The 18,107-nt window shown below is 72.5% G+C and carries 16 protein-coding genes; 6 read left to right on the top strand and 10 right to left on the bottom strand.

The features are described from left to right. Nucleotides 1-4: 4 nt before the first annotated feature. Nucleotides 5-1,561: a Re/Si-specific NAD(P)(+) transhydrogenase subunit alpha gene (locus AB0B29_RS14770; protein WP_362238844.1), complete on the bottom strand. Its 1,557-nt coding sequence runs from the start codon at nucleotides 1,559-1,561 to the stop codon at nucleotides 5-7. A gap of 299 nt (nucleotides 1,562-1,860) precedes the next feature. Here AB0B29_RS14770 and AB0B29_RS14775 point away from each other — a divergent pair, with 299 nt between their 5' ends. Next, nucleotides 1,861-3,390 (top strand): MFS transporter, encoded by a 1,530-nt coding sequence (locus tag AB0B29_RS14775; protein ID WP_362239946.1) that lies wholly within the window; start codon nucleotides 1,861-1,863, stop codon nucleotides 3,388-3,390. Between the two features lie 36 nt (nucleotides 3,391-3,426). On the opposite strand, the gene AB0B29_RS14780 is transcribed toward AB0B29_RS14775, so the two are convergent. After that, the gene (locus tag AB0B29_RS14780; RefSeq protein ID WP_362238846.1) at nucleotides 3,427-3,549 is read right to left on the bottom strand and encodes a hypothetical protein; all 123 of its coding nucleotides are present in this window, start codon (nucleotides 3,547-3,549) and stop codon (nucleotides 3,427-3,429) included. 159 nt (nucleotides 3,550-3,708) lie between these two features. Here AB0B29_RS14780 and AB0B29_RS14785 point away from each other — a divergent pair, with 159 nt between their 5' ends. Together AB0B29_RS14785 and AB0B29_RS14790 are read left to right on the top strand one after the other, a co-directional pair. Continuing rightward, nucleotides 3,709-4,635 carry a polysaccharide pyruvyl transferase family protein gene (locus AB0B29_RS14785; RefSeq protein WP_362238849.1) on the top strand — a complete coding sequence of 309 codons (927 nt, stop codon included), beginning with the start codon at nucleotides 3,709-3,711 and terminating at the stop codon, nucleotides 4,633-4,635. A gap of 103 nt (nucleotides 4,636-4,738) precedes the next feature. After that, nucleotides 4,739-5,059 carry a DUF3040 domain-containing protein gene (locus AB0B29_RS14790; RefSeq protein ID WP_362238852.1) on the top strand — a complete coding sequence of 107 codons (321 nt, stop codon included), beginning with the start codon at nucleotides 4,739-4,741 and terminating at the stop codon, nucleotides 5,057-5,059. A gap of 15 nt (nucleotides 5,060-5,074) precedes the next feature. Here AB0B29_RS14790 and AB0B29_RS14795 read toward each other — a convergent pair whose 3' ends face one another. From AB0B29_RS14795 to AB0B29_RS14805, 3 genes are all read right to left on the bottom strand, one after another. After that, nucleotides 5,075-6,052 (bottom strand): glycosyltransferase family 9 protein, encoded by a 978-nt coding sequence (locus AB0B29_RS14795; RefSeq protein WP_362238855.1) that lies wholly within the window; start codon nucleotides 6,050-6,052, stop codon nucleotides 5,075-5,077. Nucleotides 6,053-6,182: 130 nt separating this feature from the next. Then, nucleotides 6,183-6,782 (bottom strand): D-glycero-alpha-D-manno-heptose-1,7-bisphosphate 7-phosphatase, encoded by a 600-nt coding sequence (locus AB0B29_RS14800; RefSeq protein WP_362238858.1) that lies wholly within the window; start codon nucleotides 6,780-6,782, stop codon nucleotides 6,183-6,185. After that, on the bottom strand, nucleotides 6,779-7,780 hold the full coding sequence (locus tag AB0B29_RS14805) for a glycosyltransferase family 2 protein (RefSeq protein ID WP_362238861.1): 1,002 nt from the start codon (nucleotides 7,778-7,780) through the stop codon (nucleotides 6,779-6,781). The genes AB0B29_RS14800 and AB0B29_RS14805 overlap by 4 nt, the downstream gene beginning before the upstream one ends. Nucleotides 7,781-7,946: 166 nt before the next feature. Between AB0B29_RS14805 and AB0B29_RS14810 the strand changes: the two genes are divergently transcribed. Together AB0B29_RS14810 and AB0B29_RS14815 are read left to right on the top strand one after the other, a co-directional pair. Beyond that, nucleotides 7,947-8,714, top strand: coding sequence for a polysaccharide deacetylase family protein (locus AB0B29_RS14810; protein ID WP_362239948.1), 768 nt, complete (start codon nucleotides 7,947-7,949; stop codon nucleotides 8,712-8,714). 28 nt (nucleotides 8,715-8,742) lie between these two features. Further along, nucleotides 8,743-9,183 (top strand): SRPBCC family protein, encoded by a 441-nt coding sequence (locus AB0B29_RS14815; protein ID WP_362238864.1) that lies wholly within the window; start codon nucleotides 8,743-8,745, stop codon nucleotides 9,181-9,183. A 69-nt stretch (nucleotides 9,184-9,252) separates the two neighbouring features. On the opposite strand, the gene AB0B29_RS14820 is transcribed toward AB0B29_RS14815, so the two are convergent. The 5 genes from AB0B29_RS14820 to AB0B29_RS14840 all read right to left on the bottom strand — a co-directional run bounded on the left by AB0B29_RS14820 (nucleotide 9,253) and on the right by AB0B29_RS14840 (nucleotide 15,969). Continuing rightward, a complete protein-coding gene (locus AB0B29_RS14820; RefSeq protein ID WP_362238867.1) occupies nucleotides 9,253-10,404 on the bottom strand; it encodes an XdhC/CoxI family protein in 1,152 nt (383 codons plus the stop codon). Between the two features lie 43 nt (nucleotides 10,405-10,447). Then, entirely contained in the window at nucleotides 10,448-11,905 is a 1,458-nt protein-coding gene (locus AB0B29_RS14825; protein ID WP_362238870.1) for an NCS2 family permease, read from the bottom strand. Nucleotides 11,906-12,107: 202 nt separating this feature from the next. Beyond that, complete coding sequence (locus tag AB0B29_RS14830; protein ID WP_362238873.1) at nucleotides 12,108-14,495, bottom strand: xanthine dehydrogenase family protein molybdopterin-binding subunit; 2,388 nt, start codon at nucleotides 14,493-14,495, stop codon at nucleotides 12,108-12,110. 2 nt (nucleotides 14,496-14,497) lie between these two features. Beyond that, on the bottom strand, nucleotides 14,498-15,079 hold the full coding sequence (locus AB0B29_RS14835; protein ID WP_362238875.1) for a (2Fe-2S)-binding protein: 582 nt from the start codon (nucleotides 15,077-15,079) through the stop codon (nucleotides 14,498-14,500). Continuing rightward, on the bottom strand, nucleotides 15,079-15,969 hold the full coding sequence (locus AB0B29_RS14840; RefSeq protein WP_362238878.1) for an FAD binding domain-containing protein: 891 nt from the start codon (nucleotides 15,967-15,969) through the stop codon (nucleotides 15,079-15,081). The genes AB0B29_RS14835 and AB0B29_RS14840 overlap by 1 nt, the downstream gene beginning before the upstream one ends. 306 nt (nucleotides 15,970-16,275) lie before the next feature. Here AB0B29_RS14840 and AB0B29_RS14845 point away from each other — a divergent pair, with 306 nt between their 5' ends. Beyond that, complete coding sequence (locus AB0B29_RS14845) at nucleotides 16,276-17,949, top strand: PucR family transcriptional regulator (protein ID WP_362238881.1); 1,674 nt, start codon at nucleotides 16,276-16,278, stop codon at nucleotides 17,947-17,949. The last annotated feature ends 158 nt before the right edge of the window (nucleotides 17,950-18,107 follow it).

Here is an 18,107-nt window from a genome sequence, read left to right on the forward strand (position 1 = left end):
CTGATCAGCCCTTCGAGAACATGCCGAGCATGCGGCGGGTGACGGCGAATCCGCCGAAGATGTTGATGCTCGCCAGCAGGATCGCGGCGAACGACAGCACGGTGACGGCGGTGTCGCCCTGCCCGATCTGCAGCAGCGCGCCGACCACGACGATGCCGGAGATGGCGTTGGTGACCGACATCAGCGGGGTGTGCAGTGCGTGGTGCACGTTGCCGATGACGTAGAAGCCGATGACGATCGCCAGGACGAAGACCGTGAAGTGGCCGAGGAGTTCGCTCGGGGAGAAGGCCGTCACCAGGAACAGTGCGAGCGCCCCGGCACCGACGAGGGCGTAGGAGGACCAGGCCGGGCGGGCGGGCTTGGCCGGTGTCCCGGCGGGGGCCGGTCCCGGCTCCTTGGCCGCGGCCGGGGCGGGCGCGGCCGACACCTGGACAGGGGGCGGCGGCCAGGTCTTCTCGCCCTCGCGGACCACGGTCATCGACCGCTGCACCACGTCGTCGAAGTCGAGGACGAGCCGCCCGTCCTTGCCCGGGGTGAGCAGCTTCATCAGGTTGACGATGTTCGTGCCGTACAACTGCGAGGCCTGGGCGGGGAGCCGGCCGGGCAGGTCGGTGTAGCCGATGATCGTCACGTCGTTGTCGGTGACGACCGCCTTGCCCGCGACCGTGCCCTCGACGTTGCCGCCCTGGGCGGCCGCCATGTCGACGATGACGCTGCCGGGCTTCATGCGCGCCACGTCCTCGGCGGTGATCAGCCTCGGCGCGGGACGGCCCGGGATGAGCGCGGTGGTGATGATGATGTCGACGTCGGCGGCCTGCTCGGCGTAGAGCTCGGCGGCGAGCCGGTTGTAGTCGTCCGAGGTGGCCTTGGCGTAGCCGTCGGTGCTCACCTCCTGCTGGGCGCCCACGGTGAGGAACTCCCCGCCCAGGGAGCGCACCTGCTCGGCGACCTCGGGACGCGGGTCGGTGGCCCGGACCACGGCGCCGAGGCTGCGGGCCGCGCCGACCGCGGCGAGCCCGGCCACTCCGGCCCCGGCCACCAGCACCTTGGCGGGCGGCACCTTGCCGGCGGCGGTGACCTGGCCGGTGAAGAAGCGGCCGAAGGCGTGCGCTGCCTCGACCACGGCCCGGTATCCGGCGATGTTCGCCATCGAGCTGAGGACGTCCAGCGACTGGGCGCGCGAGATGCGCGGCACGGCGTCCATGGCCAGCACGGTGATGGGGCGCCGCGCCAGTTCCTCCACCAGGTCCGGGTTCAAGGCGGGGCTGACCAGCGCGATGAGCGTCGCCCCGTCGCGCAGCCGGCCGATCTCCTCGGTCGAGGGGGCGTTGACCTTCAGCACGATCTCTGCCTGCCACGGGTCCCCGAGCCGGGCTCCCGCCTCCTCGTAGGCCGTGTCGGAGAAGCGGGACGAGGCTCCCGCCCCCGGTTCGACCGTGACGTCGTACCCGAGCGCGACGAGTCTCCCCACGGTGGCCGGCGTGGCCGCCACCCTGGTCTCGCCCGCAGTGGATTCGGCCGGTATGCCGATCCCCTGGGGTTGCGGTTCCGCTGGGACCATCGTCTGCCTCTCCCGTCGTTCGACTCTCTGTCCTCCTTGGTGCCCGCATCCTGCACGTTCGACGCGGCATCCGTGGCGGACCACGGTCACATGGCCGAGGAGGTCGTCCTCACACCACCGAGGGGTTGCCGGAGAGCGCGTTTAGCGGTATCAGCGTGACTCCCGGTGCCGACGAGCCAGGTGATGCGACCCACCAGGGCCGGGCGCAGACTGAAGTCGTGAGCAGCACGCGCCCGGGGCGCGGCGAGGCCGCGGCCCCCTCCCGTTCCGCACCGCAGCAGAGTGTCGCGCTGGCGGCGATGATGTTCGCCGTCGCCATGACGTTCATCGACCAGACCATCGTGTCGATCGCGGCCCCGGACATCGTCCGTGAACTGGGTCTGTCGTCCTCCGGCATGCAGTGGGTGGTCAACGCCTATCTCCTGGCCCTCGCGGCCTTCTTCGCCCTCGGCGGCCGTCTGGCGGACCTCTACGGTCCGCGCCGGGTCGTGGTGATCGGCACGCTGGTGTTCGTCGTCTCGTCGGTGCTGTGCGGCTGTGTCCCCGAGGGGGGTGGCGCGCAGGCCTGGCTGATCATCTTCCGCGCCACCCAGGGGCTGGGGGCGGCCCTGCTGTTCCCCGCGGCCCTGGCCGTGGTGGTGGCGGTGTTCCCGGTCGAGCGGCGCGGGCGTGCCCTCGCGCTGTTCTTCGGAGTCACCGGCGCGCTGACCGCGGTCGGTCCGCTGCTGGGCGGCTGGCTGACCGACTGGACCTGGCGGGCGGTGTTCTGGGTCAACGTCCCGGTGGCGGTCGTGGCGCTGGTCTTGACGGCCCTGGCGCACATCCCCGACCGGCGGCGGTCCGGCACGCTGGACGTGCCGGGTGCCGTCCTCATCGCGATCGGCATGGGTCTGAGCGTCCTCGGCTTCCAGCAGGCCTTCTCCTGGGGCTGGGGCAGCTGGGCGACCTGGGTCTGCATCGTGGGCGGCCTGGCGGTGCTGGCCGGGTTCGTCCGCTTCGAGCGCGGGGTGGAGCATCCGCTGATCGATCTGCGGGTCTTCCGCGACAAGGCGTTCAGCGTGGACGCGCTGGTGCTGTTCTTCGCGATGCTCGCGTTCGTCCCGTTGTTCTTCTTCGCCTCCGTCTACGCCCAGGTGTCGCTGAGCGCATCTCCGAACCAGGCGGCGCTGTTCCTGCTGTACGTCTTCGTGGGCTTCGCGATCGCCTCCCAGTGGGGCGGCCGGATCCTCGACAAGAAGGGCGCGAGGCCGGCCCTGAAGCTGGGCGGGGTGGTGGGAGCCGTCGGGTTCGCGCTCTGGGCGGGCGAACTCACCAACCTGACCATGCACGACCAGTGGCTCTACGCGGCGCTCGCCGGGGCCGGTATCGGATTCATCCTGGCGCCGGCGTCGACGGACGCCGTGAACCGGGCCATCGGCGCCTCCTACGGCGAGGTCACCGGCATCACCCAGACCGTGCGCAACTTCGCGGCCAGCGTGGGCATGGCGATCTACGGCACGATCCTGACGCACGTCACGACCGACAACGTCACGGGCACCCTGGAGTCCCGGGGCGTGCCCACGGGGACGGCGCAGAGCGTGGCGCGCGACGTCACCGAATCGGTCACGGGCAACGGCGACGCCCGGCCGCCCACCGGCACCGGCCCCGCCGCCGAGGCGACCCGGGATGCGATGTCGGCGATCCGTATGGACTTCGCGCAGGCCAACCAGTGGGTGTTCTACGGCATGGCCATCGCGCTGGGCATCGCCTTCCTGTGCGCCCTGCGGCACCCGGGCGGCACGGTGGACGCGAACGCGAAGGTGGAGGAACCGGCGGCGCAGGCCCGCTGACGAAGCCCGTCAGGAGGTGGACAACTCGCCCGTGCGCTAGTGGGTTTGCCCGGGGGTCAGGTCCTCGATCGTCTGGGAGATCATCCAGAGATGGCCGAACGGGGCGGCGAGGCGGCCGCCGCGCTGCCCGTAGTGCCGGTCGGCGACCGGATGCACCACGTCGCCCCGGCCCGCACCATGGCCTCGGCCTCGGCCACGGCGTCGGCACCGGCGGACCGGCACAGGGCCTCGGGCCGGGAACCTTTCACACGCGGTGACAGGACGGTCGATGACCGTAATGCCCTGAATGTCTTTGCTGGAGACGGGCACTCAGGGCATGTGCACACACAACAGGGCAACCGACCGCGCAGGGTGCTGCTCACCGGGTGGTTCAGCTTCCAGGACCGGGAGGCGACCGCCGGGGACGTGCTGGCCCTGCGCCGGGTGGAGGACGTGCTGCGGGGGACGGGCATCCCCTACGACGTCGCCTGGAGTCCCCGCTTCCGTCCGGAGGCTTTGCATCTGGACCGGCTGTGGCCCGAGGACTACACCCATCTCGTGTTCGTGTGCGGCCCGCTGCACGGGCCGCAGGTGGAGGAACTGCACCGGCGGTTCGCGCACTGCGTGCGAATCGCCGTCGGCACCTCGGTGATCGACCCCGGCAGCTCGGCCGTGACCGGCTTCCACCGGGTACTGCCCCGGGACGGACCGGACAGCGAGCCGGTGGAGGACCTCGCGGCCCGCGCCCCGGACGTGCCGGCACGCCCCGTGGTCGGGGTGATCCTCGCGCACGGGCAGCACGAGTACGGGCAGCTGCGGCGGCACGGGCAGGTCGCCGAGGAGGTGACGCGCTGGCTGGCCACGAAGGACTGCGGCAGGCTGGAGCTGGAGACCCGGCTGGACACCCACGACTGGCATCTGAGCGCGACGCCCGCACAGCTGCAGTCGGTACTGGCCCGGCTGGACCTGGTCGTCACCGACCGGCTGCACGGGCTGGTGATCGCGCTGCGGGTGGGCACGCCGGTGCTGGCCGTCGACCCGGTCGCGGGCGGCGCCAAGCTGACCGCACAGGCCCGTGCCTGCGGCTGGCCCGCGCTGGTGCCCGCCGAGCGGCTGGACGTGCGGCAGTTGGACCGTTGGTGGGACTGGTGCCTGACCGGCGGCCGGGTGACCGCGCGGCAGATCCGTGACGGTTTCCGCGAGGGCACCGTGCCCGACAGCGCGGACCGGCTCGTCGAGGCACTGGCGCGGCCGGTGCCCGGTTAGCTCGGCGGCCCCACGGGGCATCCGCTTGTACGTCCCCCGCTGTACTTCCCCGCCGCACGTCCCCCTGCAGGAGAGACGGTCCGGCCGCCCGGAAGGAGAGAGCGTGTCCATCGGCCGACTTCCCGAGAATGAGCAGCGCATCCTCGATGAGATGGAACGGGCCCTGCGCCGCGACCGTCGCCTCGACCGCAAGCTGCGTACCCATCGCGTGAGCCGCCGCCCCGACCCCTCCCGCGCCCTGGCCCGTCTGGCCGCCTACCGCCCTCGCGTCTGGACCGTGGCCGTCCTGTTCGCGATGTCGACGGGGCTGATGGTCGCCGGGATCGTCACGTCGGAGCCTGGGGTGATATGGGCGTTCGCCGCGACATGGCCCCTGACGATGTTCGCCGGGTTCCGGCTGATGTGCCGGTGGTGCGGGAGCTGAACGCGGCCCGCTTTGCTACGTCCGCTGCGCGCCGGGCAGTTCGGCGACGGCGCGCAGGACGTCGTCGACGGTGATGCGCAGGAGCGCCGGGTCGGGGCGGCGGCCGTGCGGATCGCCCTCCGGGCCGTACCACAGGGCACGGTGACGCGGGTCGGGCGGCGGGCCCCAGCGGCTCGGCGCGACCGGGCCGAACAGGGTGACCGAGCGCGCACCGTGGGCGACCGCGAGGTGGGCGATGCCCGTGTCGCCGCTGATCACGGCATGGGCACCGGCGACCAGTGCGGACAGTCGCTCGAAGGGGAGGCCGCCGCCGAACACGTCGGTGTCCGGCAGGCCGGCCTCCTTGGCGAGCCGGGCCACCAGGTCGCTCTCGGCCGCCCCGCCGGTCACCACGACCCGCAGGCCCCGGGCGCGCAGTTCGGCCGCGACGGCCGCGTACCGCTCGACGGGCCAGCAGCGCGCGGGCGCCCCGGCGCCGGGATGGAGGACGACCGCCCCGGGCGCGGGGGACGCGGTCCCCGGCCGGGGCAGCAGCAGATCGCCCGGGTCGGCGTCGATGCCGTAGGCCCGCAGCAGCCGGCACCAGCGGTCACGTTCGTGCTCCTGCGGGTACCAGGGCGGGCCCTCGACGCCGGGCAGGTCCGGGTGGGCGAAGGCGAGGAGCTTCCACGGGCGCAGGCTCAGCAGCAGCCGGTGACTGGGCGGGCCGTTGCCGTGCAGGTCGACGGCGATGTCCGGGGGCGGACCGGCCCAGTCGAGCGTGCGCGGGACGGCCCGGCCGGGGGCACTCGCGGGCAGCAGCCGGTCCACGGCCCCCGTGGCGTGCGCGACCGGCGCGAGCCCGGCGGGCGCTGCCAGCACGAGTTCGTGCTCCGGGTGGGCCCGCCGTAGCCCACGCAGCGCGGGGACCCCGGCGAGGAGGTCCCCGAGCCCGAGGGCGCGCAGGACGAGCAGGCGGGGGCGTACGGGCTGCGCTGTCCGGTCCGGGGTCATGCCAGCAGCCTGCCCGGCACGGGCCGCGCCCGCCGCCGCAGACCCGCCCTTCGGGTGCTGTACGGACCTCCGGGCCACTAGCACTCAGGACGGCCCCGGTGAGGGTGACCGTCTCGTGCGCACCCGGCCGTCACAGGTGGCCGTCCGGCCCGGGGCCGGTCGTGAACGCCTCATGGATGGGGCGTTCGTCGGCGAGGACGCGGCCCTTCGGCGGTTCGTCCAGTACCGCCCGGACGGCGGTGAGCAGGTCCGGGGCGACGTGATCGGCCCGGGCGGTCTCCTCGGGGCTGGTGTGCCCGTTCGGGACGAGGATGCCGTGGGCGCCCGCCCGGCGCGCGGCCTCGGCACCCGCGGCGGTGGAGCCGATGACGACGAGCTCGGCGGGCCCGGTGCAGATCCGCCCGCCCGCCCACAGCAGCATGCCGGGTTGTGGCCTGCGGCAGCGGCAGCCGTCGTCGGGGCCGTGCGGGCACACGGCGAACACGTCGAAAGGGCCGAGGAGTTCGTCGACGCGGCGATGGACGCGGCGGACGTCGGCGTCGGAGAGCAGCCCGCCCGCGACACCCGGCTGGTCGGTGACGACACCGGTGCGGATGCCGCGCTCGCGCAGCAGCGCGAGCGCCTCGCGTACGCCGTCGACGGGGCGTACGCGATCGGGGTCGGCGTTGTTCGGGACGTCCTCGACGAGCGTGCCGTCGCGGTCGAACAGCACGGCCTTCACCGGGCTCACGGGGTGGCCTCCTCCTGCCAGGCGGGGGTGTGACGGTGGCGCCAGGCACCCGCCAGCCGGTGCCAGGTCGCGGTGGGCGGGATGAGCACGCTGGTCGCCAGCATCGTCGTGACCTCGTGGCGGGTGCGCGGGCCCGGAACGATACGGGCGCGGGCGAACTCCGCCGTGCCGGCCGCCCAGCCGAGCGCGCAGGCCGTGGCGGCCCGGCCGTGCCCGGTGGCGGCGAGGGCGCAGGCGACCACGCCTGCGGTCGTGATGGCCGCGTGGGTGCGGATCCGGCCGCGCGGCGCGACGGCCTTGTCCCACCAGTCGGGGCCGTGCAGATGCCGCATGAGGGCGTCGTCGGCGTTGCCGCGCTGCTGGCGCACGGACGCCCAGCGGGAGGCGGAGTGCACCGGGTGGCGGGCGGTGCGGCGGCCCTGCCGGATGCGCCAGCCCGAGTCCAGGACCCGCAGCGCGAGGTCGGCGTCCTCACGGAAGGCGCGCCGGAAGCGCTCGTCGAAGCCGCCGATCTGCTGGAGGACCTCGGTGCGGTAGGCCATGTCGGCCGTGACCCAGTGGGCCCGGACGAGTCCCGCGGTGCCGCGTTCCCAGTCGGTGGGACGGCGTTCACCGGGCAGCGGCACGGCGAGGACGCCCTGGACACCCGCGGTGTCGGGGGACGCCCCGGCGAGGTCCTCGGCCAGCTGGTCGCACCAGCGGGCCCCCACCTGGACGTCGTCGTCGAGGAACACGGTCCACGGCGTACTCACGGCGCGCAGTCCGGTGTTGCGGGCGGCGGCGGGCCCACGACCGCCGCCGCCCAGCACGATGGTCCGCTCCCGCAGATCGCCGAGGACGCTCAACGGGTGCTGCAGCGACCCGGGTTCGGGGTCGGTCCGGTCGTCGACCAGGACGATCTCCTCGGGGCGTGGCCCGGTCGCGGCGGCCAGCGCTGCGAGACAGTCGGCGAGGGTGTCCGGCACGAGGGTGGGGATCACGACGGCGTACGAGGTCAACGGGCACTCCTCCCTCCGACGGCACCGCGGACTGCCGTGCTGGCGAGTGCCGCGGTACGGCTCTCCTCAAACACGAGGCCGGGCCGTCGGGGGACACCCCGGGCAACTATAAACCGCGCGTATACACGCGATGTATAGTCCCGGCATGCCTTCTCTGACCAAGAAGATGAAGAAAACGGGGACCGCGTTCCGAACCGCCGGAACGCTCGCGGCGACCGCCGCCCTCACTCTCACCCTGAGCGGCTGTTCGGGGGCCGGCACCACGGCCCCCAGCGCTGCCCGGGCCCACCCGGCCACCGACATGCAACCGGCCCGCTTCGGCGCTGTCGACTGCCGCAACGTCAAGTGCATCGCCCTCACGTTCGACGCGGGACCGAGCGAGCACTCCGCACGGCTGCTGGACATCCTGAAGGAGAAGCAGGTCCCGGCGACCTTCTTCCTCCTCGGGAAACGGCACATCGAGAAGTACCCGGAGCTGGTACGGCGCATGGCCGACGAGGGTCACGAGGTGGCCGGCCACACCTGGGACCACAAGATACTGACCCGGCTCCGACCCGAGGAGATACGCGAGGAACTGGAGCGCCCCAACCAGGAGATAGAGCGCCTCACCGGCCGGCGCCCCACCCTGATGCGCCCGCCGCAGGGCCGCACCGACGACACCGTGCACGAGATATGCCGCGAACTGGGCCTGGCCGAGGTGCTGTGGAGCGTGACCGCCAAGGACTACCGGACGACCGACTCCGACCTGATCACCCGCCGCGTCCTCGCCCAGTCCTCACGGGACGGGATCATCCTCCTCCACGACCTCTACGACGGCACGGTGCCGGCGGTGCCGGGGATCATCGACGCCCTGAAGGAACGCGGCTACGTGTTGGTGACGGTGCCCCAGCTGCTGGCACCGGGAAAGGCGGAGCCGGGCGAGGTGTACCGGTGACACCCCGCGCGTTCCCTACGATCGTGCCGTGGCGAACTTCCAGCTCGAACGCACGGCCCCGCTCCCCCTCGACGAGGCATGGCGGCGGATCACCCGGTGGCAGCGGCACGGTGACACGGTGCCGCTGACGGTGGTCAGGGCCGTACCGCACGAGCCGACCCGCGAGGGCACCCTCGTCGTGGCCCGCTCGGGCGTGGGTCCGCTGGCCTTCGACGATCCGATGGAGATCACCGTGTGGCGGCCGCCCGAGGGTGGGGCGGCGGGGCTGTGCCGGCTGGAGAAACGGGGCCGGGTGGTGCTGGGGTGGGCCGAACTCGAGGTGCGGCCCGGGCCGGGGGGCCGCGCGCGGGTGATCTGGCGGGAGGAGATCCGGGTCCGGTTCCTGCCGTCGCTCTTCGACGGCGCGGTGGGGCGCTCCTCCCGGTACGTGTTCGGGCGGGCCCTGAACCACCTGCTCCGACAGCCCTGACGCACCGGCCGCGGGCGGGGCGGCCCCGGCCGGAGCCTCAGGCCACCGACCCGATCCGCCCGGCGGGCCTCAGGCCACCGAGCCGATCCGCCCGACGGTGCCCGGGTCCGGCTCGTGGTGGATCGGCGTGTGCGCCCCGGTCAGGGAGACCCCGCTGCCGCCACGCCGTCCGGCGACGATCTCCGACGCGATCGACAGAGCCGTCTCCTCGGGCGTACGGGCCCCCAGGTCCAGGCCGATCGGCGAGTGCAGCCGGCTCAACTCCATGTCGGTGACGCCGACTTCACGCAACCGGGTGTTGCGGTCCAGGTGGGTGCGCCGGGAGCCCATGGCACCGACGTACGCCACCGGCAGGCGCAGTGCCAGCTTCAGCAGGGGCACGTCGAACTTGGCGTCGTGGGTCAGCACGCACAGGACCGTCCGGGCGTCGACCTGTGTGCCCTCCAGGTAGCGGTGGGGCCAGTCGACCACGATCTCGTCGGCCTCGGGGAAGCGCGTCCGGGTCGCGAAGACGGGGCGCGCGTCGCACACCGTGACGTGGTAGCCGAGGAACTTGCCCATGCGGACCAGGGCGGAGGCGAAGTCGATCGCCCCGAAGACGATCATGCGGGGTGCGGGCACCGAGGACTCGACCAGGACCGTGAGGGGCGCTCCGCAGCGTGAGCCCTGCTCGCCGATCTCCAGGGTGCCGGTGCGGCCGGCGTCCAGGAGGGCACCGGCCTCGGCGGCGACCGTGCGGTCCAGTTCCGGATGGGCCCCGAAGCCGCCCTCGTGGGAACCGTCGGGGCGGACCACCAGGGCCCGGCCCGTCAGTTCGCGCGGGCCCGACACGATCCGCGCCACCGCCGCCGCCTCCCCTTTGGCGGCGGCGGTGAGCGCACTCGCTACCACCGGGCGGACCGGATCGGCGGCCCGCACCGGGGTGACCAGGACGTCGATGACGCCGCCGCAGGTCAGACCCACGGCGAAGGCGTCGTCGTCGCTGTAGCCGAAGCGCTCCAGGACGGTTTCGCCGTCCCGCAGCGCCTGCTCGCACAGTTCGTAGACCGCGCCCTCCACGCAGCCCCCGGAGACCGAGCCGATCGCCGTGCCCTCGGCGTCCACCGCGAGCGCGGCGCCGGGCTGCCGGGGCGCGCTGCCGCCGACGGCCACCACGGTGGCGACGGCGAAGTCACGGCCCTGCTCGACCCACCGGTTCAGCTCCTCGGCGATGTCCAGCATCTGTCTCGGTCTCCTCGAGGTCGGGGAAAGGGGGGGCAGGCCGTCAGTGGACGCCCAGCCAGCTCTCGATCGGGTTGAGGGCGAAGTACACGAGGAACACCGCCGTGAGGATCCACATGAAGACGCCGATCTCACGCCACTTGCCCTGGGCGGTCTTGATGGCGACGTAGGAGATGACGCCCGCGGCGACACCGGTGGTGATGGTGTAGGTGAACGGCATCAGCACGACCGTGAGGAACACCGGGACGGCGGTGGCCCGGTCGGCCCAGTCCACGTGCCGGGCGTTCATCAGCATCATGGCGCCGATGACGACGAGGGCGGCGGACGCGACCTCCTGCGGCACGATCGCCGTGAGCGGGGTGAAGAACAGACAGGCCGCGAAGAACAGGCCGGTGACCGCGGAGGCGAGTCCCGTGCGGGCGCCCTCGCCGACGCCGGTGGCCGACTCGATGAACACGGTCTGGCCGGAGCCGCCCGCGACGCCGCCGATCGCGCCGCCGGCCCCGTCGATGAACAGCGCCTTGGACAGGCCCGGCATCCGGCCCTTGTCGTCGGCGAGCTTGGCCTCGGTGCCGACGCCGATGATGGTGGCCATGGCGTCGAAGAACCCGGCGAGCACCAGAGTGAAGACGATCATGCCGACCGTCATCGCGCCGACCTCGCCCCAGCCGCCGAACTCGACGTCGCCGAAGAGCGAGAAGTCCGGCATGGAGACGGCGCTGCCGTGCAGTTCCGGTGCGCCGCCCGCCCACTGCCGGGGATCGATGACGCCGGCGGCGTTGAGGATCGCCGCGACGACCGTGCCGCCGAGGATGCCGATGAGGATGGCACCGGGAACGTTCCGGGCCTGCAGCATGAAGATCAGCAGCAGGGTCCCGGCGAAGAGCAGCACGGGCCAGCCGGCCAGTTCGCCCGCCGGGCCGAGCGCGAGGGGCGTGGCCTTGCCCTGGTGCACGAAGCCGGACTTGTAGAAGCCGATGAGGGCGATGAACAGGCCGATGCCCATGGTGATGCCGTGCTTGAGCGCGAGCGGGATCGCATTCATGATCATCTCGCGCAGGCCGGTGACGACCAGCAGCATGATGACCACGCCGTACATCACGCACATGCCCATCGCCTGCGGCCAGGTCATCTGGGGTGCGACCTGGGAGGCGAGCACGCCGGAGACGGAGAGGCCGGCGGCGAGCGCGAGCGGCACCTTGCCGACGAAGCCCATCAGCAGGGTGGTGAAGGCCGCCGCGAACGCGGTCGCGGTGATCAGGGCCGGCTGGGCGAGGGTGTCCCCGGCGACGTCCTTGCCGGACAGGATCAGGGGGTTGAGCAGGAGGATGTACGCCATCGCCATGAAGGTCGTGACGCCGCCGCGCACTTCACGGGCGACGCTGGACCCTCTGTGGGATATGTGGAAGTACCGGTCGAGCCAGGACCGTCCGGCCGGGACGCGGGTGCCTTCGCCCGCGTCGTCGGCTGTGGTCCTCGGCTCTACTGACTGCTGGGTCATGTGGGCCTACTCCCAAGGTTCAAAGGGGCACCCGCGTCTTGCCTTGGCGCTTGCGGGATTTGGGATGGTGCTGCGGCCGCACGACCCGGGGGACGGCCCGAGGCGAACGATTCGACTCTTCCGGGGACCGCGAGCGGTGCGGTGCCCGGTACTCCGGGCGGCGCGGAGTGTGTGACGTTCCGTTGCGCCGCCCGGAGGGTTCCTACGCGGTGCCGGTCAGGTGCTCGGGGCGGACCGGCGTCCTGTTCAGCTCCAGACCGGTCGCCGCGCGGATCGCCGCGAGGACCGCCGGGGTCGACGACAGGGTGGGTGCCTCGCCGATGCCGCGCAGGCCGTACGGGGCGTGCTCGTCGGCGAGTTCGAGGACGTCGACCGGGATGGTCGGCGTGTCGAGGATGGTGGGGATCAGGTAGTCCGTGAAGGAGGGGTTCTTGACCTTCGCCGTCTTCGGGTCGACGACGATCTCCTCCATGACCGCCACGCCCAGTCCCTGGGTGGTGCCGCCCTGGATCTGGCCGAGCACCGACAGCGGGTTGAGCGCCTTGCCGACGTCCTGGGCGCAGGCCAGTTCGATGACCTTGACCAGGCCGAGCTCGGTGTCGACCTCGACGACGGCCCGGTGTGCGGCGAAGGAGTACTGGACGTGCCCGTTGCCCTGGCCGGTGCGCAGGTCGAAGGGCTCGGTCGGCCGGTGCCGCCATTCCGCCTCGACCTCGACGATCTCGTCCTCGAGGACGTCGACCAGGTCGGAGAGGACCTCGCCGCCGTCGGTGACGACCTTGCCGCCCTCCAGGAGCAGTTCGGCCGTCGCCCAGGCCGGGTGGTAGGAGCCGAACTTGCGGCGCCCGATCTCCAGGACCCTCTCGCGGACCAGCTCGCAGGAGTTCTTCACCGCCCCGCCGGTGACGTACGTCTGCCGGGAGGCCGACGTCGAACCGGCGCTGCCCACCCGGGTGTCGGCCGGGTGGATGGTCACCTGCGCGACGCCCAGCTCGGTGCGGGCGATCTGCGCGTGGACGGTGACGCCGCCCTGGCCGACCTCCGCCATGGCGGTGTGCACGGTGGCGACGGGCTCGCCGGCGATGACCTCCATGCGCACCTTGGCGGTGGAGTAGTCGTCGAACCCCTCGGAGAAGCCCACGTTCTTGATGCCGACGGCGTAGCCGACCCCGCGGACGACGCCCTCGCCGTGCGTGGTGTTGGACAGGCCGCCCGGCAGCTGCCGTACGTCGGCGCCCTCGCTGGACTCCCACTGGCGCTCCGGCGGCATCGGCATCGCCTTGACACGGCGCAGCAGTTCGGCGACGGGGGCCGGGGAGTCGACGGGCTGCCCGGTCGGCAGGAGCGTGCCCTGCTCCATGGCGTTGAGCCGGCGGAACTCCACCGGGTCCATGCCGAGCTTGGCTGCGAGCTTGTCCATCTGCGCCTCGTAGGCGAAGCACGCCTGGACCGCGCCGAAGCCGCGCATCGCGCCGCAGGGCGGGTTGTTGGTGTAGAGGGCGATGGCCTCGATGTCCACGTCCTCGACCACGTACGGGCCGACGGACAGGGAGGAGGCGTTGCCGACGACGGCCGGGGATGCGGAGGCGTAGGCGCCGCCGTCCAGGACGATGCGGCACTTCATGTGGGTGAGCTTGCCGTCCTTGGTGGCCCCGTGCTCGTAGTGGAGCTTGGCGGGGTGGCGGTGGACGTGCCCGAAGAACGACTCGAACCGGTTGTAGACGATCTTTACGGGTTTGCCGGTGCGCAGAGCCAGCAGGCAGGCGTGGATCTGCATCGACAGGTCCTCGCGGCCGCCGAACGCGCCGCCGACACCGGACAGCGTCATGCGCACCTTGTCCTCGGGCAGGCCGAGCACGGGCGCCATCTGGCGCAGGTCGCTGTGCAGCCACTGGGTGGCGATGTAGAGGTGGACGCCGCCGTCCTCCTCCGGCACGGCGAGGCCGGACTCGGGGCCGAGGAAGGCCTGGTCCTGCATGCCGAAGGTGTACTCGCCCTCGACGATGACGTCGGCCCGCTCCCGGGCGGCCGTGACGTCACCGCGGACGATCGGCTGGCGGTGCACGATGTTGGGGTGCGGGACGTGACCCGCGTGGTGGTCGTCGCGGTTCTCATGGACGAGGAGCGCGTCCGGGGCGGTGGCGGAGGCCTCGTCGGTGATGACGGGCAGTTCGCGGTAGTCGACCTTGATCTTCGCGGCGGCCCGGCGCGCGGTCTCCGGGTGGTCGGCGGCGACGATGGCGACCGGCTCGCCGTGGTGACGGACCTTGCCGTGGGCGAGGACCGGGGTGTCCTGGATCTCCAGCCCGTAGTTCCTCACGTCGGTGGGCAGGTCGTCGTACGTCATGACGGCGTACACACCCGGCATGGCCAGGGCCTCGCTCGTGTCGATGGACACGATCTCGGCGTGCGCGACGGTCGAGCGGAGGATCTGCCCCCACAGCATGTCCTCGTGCCACATGTCGGACGAGTACGCGAACTCGCCGGTGACCTTGAGGGTGCCGTCGGGGCGGAGCGTGGACTCGCCGATGCCGCCCTTGGTCCGGGAGCCCTGGGTGATCTTCGTGGGGGTTCCACTGGGGGACGCCATGATCAGACCGCCTCCGACTGCCGGGCGGCCGCGAGGCGGACCGCGTCCATGATCTTCTCGTAGCCGGTGCAGCGGCACAGATTGCCCGACAGCGCCTCGCGGATGTCGGCGTCGCTCGGGTTGGGGTTGCGCTCCAGCATCTCGTCGGCCGCGACCAGCAGGCCCGGTGTGCAGAAGCCGCACTGGACGGCGCCGGCGTCGATGAACGCCTGCTGGATCGTGGACAGCTCGGTGCCCTCGCCGGTCTGCGAGTCGGTGCCCTTCGCCTCCCACGCCTGGGCGCTCTGCAGCGACGTACCGCAGGCGCCGGACGCGCAGCCGCCCTCGGCGCGCTGCTTGGCGAAATCGGCGAGCCCCTCGACGGTGACGACCTCGCGGCCCTCCACCTGTCCCGCGGCGACCAGGCACGAGCACACCGGCACACCGTCCAGGCGGACCGTGCACGAGCCGCACTCGCCCTGCTCGCAGGCGTTCTTCGAACCCGGCAGCCCGAGCCGCTCCCTCAGCACGTACAGCAGGGACTCGCCCTCCCACACGTCGTCGGCTTCCTGCGGACGGCCGTTGACCGTGAAGTTGACGCGCATCACGCAGCTCCCTCGGTGAGGCGGCGGGTGCCGCGGTAGGACTCCCAGGTCCAGGTCAGGGTGCGGCGGGCCATGACGCCGACCGCGTGGCGGCGGTAGCTCGCGGTGCCCCGGACGTCGTCGATCGGGTTGCAGGCGGCGGAGCACAGGTCCGCGAACTGCTTGGCGACCGCCGGGGTGACGATCTTTCCGTTGTCCCAGAAGCCGCCCTCTTCCAGCGCGGCGTTCAGGAACTCCTCGGCGGCCTTGGCCCGGACGGGTGTCGGGGCGGCCGAGCCGATGCCGGTCCGCACGGTCCGCGTCGTGGGGTGCAGCGCGAGCCCGAAGGCGCACACGGCGATGACCATCGCGTTCCGGGTGCCCACCTTGGAGAACTGCTGCGGTCCGTCGGCCTTCTTCACGTGCACGGCGCGGATCAGCTCGTCGGCGGCCAGCGCGTTGCGCTTCACACCGGTGTAGAACGCGTCGATCGGGATGAGACGGCTCCCGCGCACCGACTCCACCTCCACCTCGGCGCCCGCGGCGAGCAGGGCCGGGTGGGCGTCGCCGGCCGGGGAGGCGGTGCCGAGGTTGCCGCCGACGCCGCCGCGGTTGCGGATCTGCGGGGAGGCGACCGTGTGCGAGGCGAGGGCGAGACCCGGCAGCTCGGCGCGGAGGTTCTCCATGATCTTCGTGTACGGCACGGAGGCACCGAGCCGCACGCTCTCCTCGCCGACCTCCCACTCGGAGAGGTCGCCGATGCGGTTCAGGTCCAGGAGGTACTCGGGCCGGCGGTGGTCGAAGTTGATCTCGACCATCACGTCGGTGCCACCCGCAATCGGCACAGCTGTGGGGTGCTCGGCTTTCGCTGCGAGCGCCTCCTCCCAGCTGGCGGGGCGAAGGAAGTCCATGACCGGCTCTCTTCTTCGTCTTCTCGTGGGGCGTTCAGATTGAGCCAATCCGTGTGCGGCGGTCCCGGCTCGTTCATGTGCTGTTCACGCGTAGTGGCCTCAGTACACAGCGCGCTGCGCCGAGCGAGTCAGTCACGGAAACCATGAAGGAGTTGGCTGGCCAGGGCAGGCATCTTGTAGATTCGTATGAACGGAAGCCCTTGGAAACCTCCTCGTTCCCCTGTGGAAACACGCGACACGACCGCGTGACCTGGAACACAGCCGGGGCAGGGCTTGATTTCGAGACAAAGAACGGCGGCGACGAGAATGCGGCTGCGCGCACTGCTGGACACCGACGCGCTGGGCCTCAAGCTGCTCGGCGGCGAGGACGAGCTGGACCGCACCGTGCGGGGCGTGATGACCACCGACCTGCGCGACCCCAGCCGCTACCTCGGGGGCGGCGAGCTGGTGCTCACGGGCCTGGCCTGGCGCCGGGACGCGGGCGACTCGGAATCGTTCGTCCGGATCCTGGTGCAGGCGGGTGTGACGGCGCTCGCCGCGGGCGAGGCCGAGCTCGGCGACGTGCCGGAGGACCTGGTCGTGGCCTGCGCCCGCCATCGCCTGCCGCTCTTCGCGGTGCACGAGTCGGTGGCGTTCGCGACGATCACCGAGCACGTCGTCCGGCAGGTCTCCGGCGAGCGTGCGGGAGACCTCGCGGCGGTGGTCGACCGCCACCGCCGCATGATGACCGCGGGCCCGGCGGGCGGCGGCCCCGACGTGGTCCTGGACCTGCTGGGCACGGACCTGGACCTGCGGGCCTGGGTCCTCTCCCCCACCGGCCGCCCGATCGCCGGCTCGAAGGCGGCGGGCCCCGCCCTGCCGGCCGAGACGTGTGCCCGGCTCGCCGGAGAACACCTGGCCGCCACCCGCACGGGCCGCCGCGGCCCCCACCGCGTCGCCCTGGGCGCCACGACGTACTCCCTGTTCCCCGTCCGCTCCACGGGCCGTTCCCCGCAGCCGGCCCGGGACGTCCGCGAGACCGTCCTGTCGGACTGGCTGCTGGCCGTGGAGGCGGACGCCGGGGACTGGCCCGAGGAACGCCTGGACCTGCTCTACGGCGTGACCCAGCTGATCGCGGTCGAACGCGACCGCCGCGACGCGGCCCGCACGGTCCGCCGCCGCCTGGCCCAGGAGGTCCTGGAACTGGTCCAGACGGGCGCCGCGCCCGCCGAGATCGCCGCCCGCCTGCGCGTGGCAGCGCCGGTGCTGCTGCCCGGTCTGGGCGCCGCGCCGCACTGGCAGGTGGTCGTGGCGCGCGTCGACTGGGAGGGCGGGGAGATCGAGGGCGGCCCGGTGGCCCAGGCCCTGCTGGAGGAGGTCCTCGTCGATCCGGCGGTCGCGGGGCCGGAGCACTCCGACCGCATCGCGGTGGCCCACACGGGCGACGAGGCCATCGCCCTGGTTCCCCTCCCGGCCGTCTCGACGGAGCACGACGGCTCGGAGGCGGGCGTCCTCGCGGACACGCTCCTGGCATCGGTACGGGACCCCCTCACGGCCGGCCTCGACGACGACGGCCGGCTCACCCTGGGCGTCAGCGCGGCCGTCCACTCGGCCGAGGGCCTGCGCGGCGCGCTGGAGGAGGCCCGCCACGCCCGGCGCGTCGCCGCGGCCCGGCCGGGCCGGGTCTGCGCGGCGGGTCACCAGGAACTGGCCTCGCACGTCCTGCTGCTGCCCTTCGTCCCGGACGACGTCCGCCGCGCCTTCACGGCCCGCCTCCTGGACCCCCTGCGCGACTACGACCGCCGCCACCGCGCCGAGCTGATCCCGACGCTGGAGGCCTTCCTCGACTGCGACGGCTCCTGGACCCGCTGCGCCACCCGTCTGCACCTGCACGTCAACACGCTGCGCTACCGGGTCGGACGGATCGAGCAGTTGACGAGCCGTGACCTGTCACGCCTCGAGGACAAGCTGGACTTCTTCCTGGCACTGCGGATGAGCTGATACGCGGGGTGTCCCGGCGGCAAACACGGGGCACCTCCGAGTCCCACGACTTTGTGAAATCCTTCACCCGCCCCCTTGGCCCGGCCCGCCGATTCATGCTGAGATGCCGCCACCACTCAACAGCTCGATGGCGTGCTCGGGGAGGGCAACGTGGCGCA

It is taken from the genome of Streptomyces tibetensis (assembly GCF_040647715.1).
Lineage (GTDB): Bacteria > Actinomycetota > Actinomycetes > Streptomycetales > Streptomycetaceae > Streptomyces > Streptomyces tibetensis_A.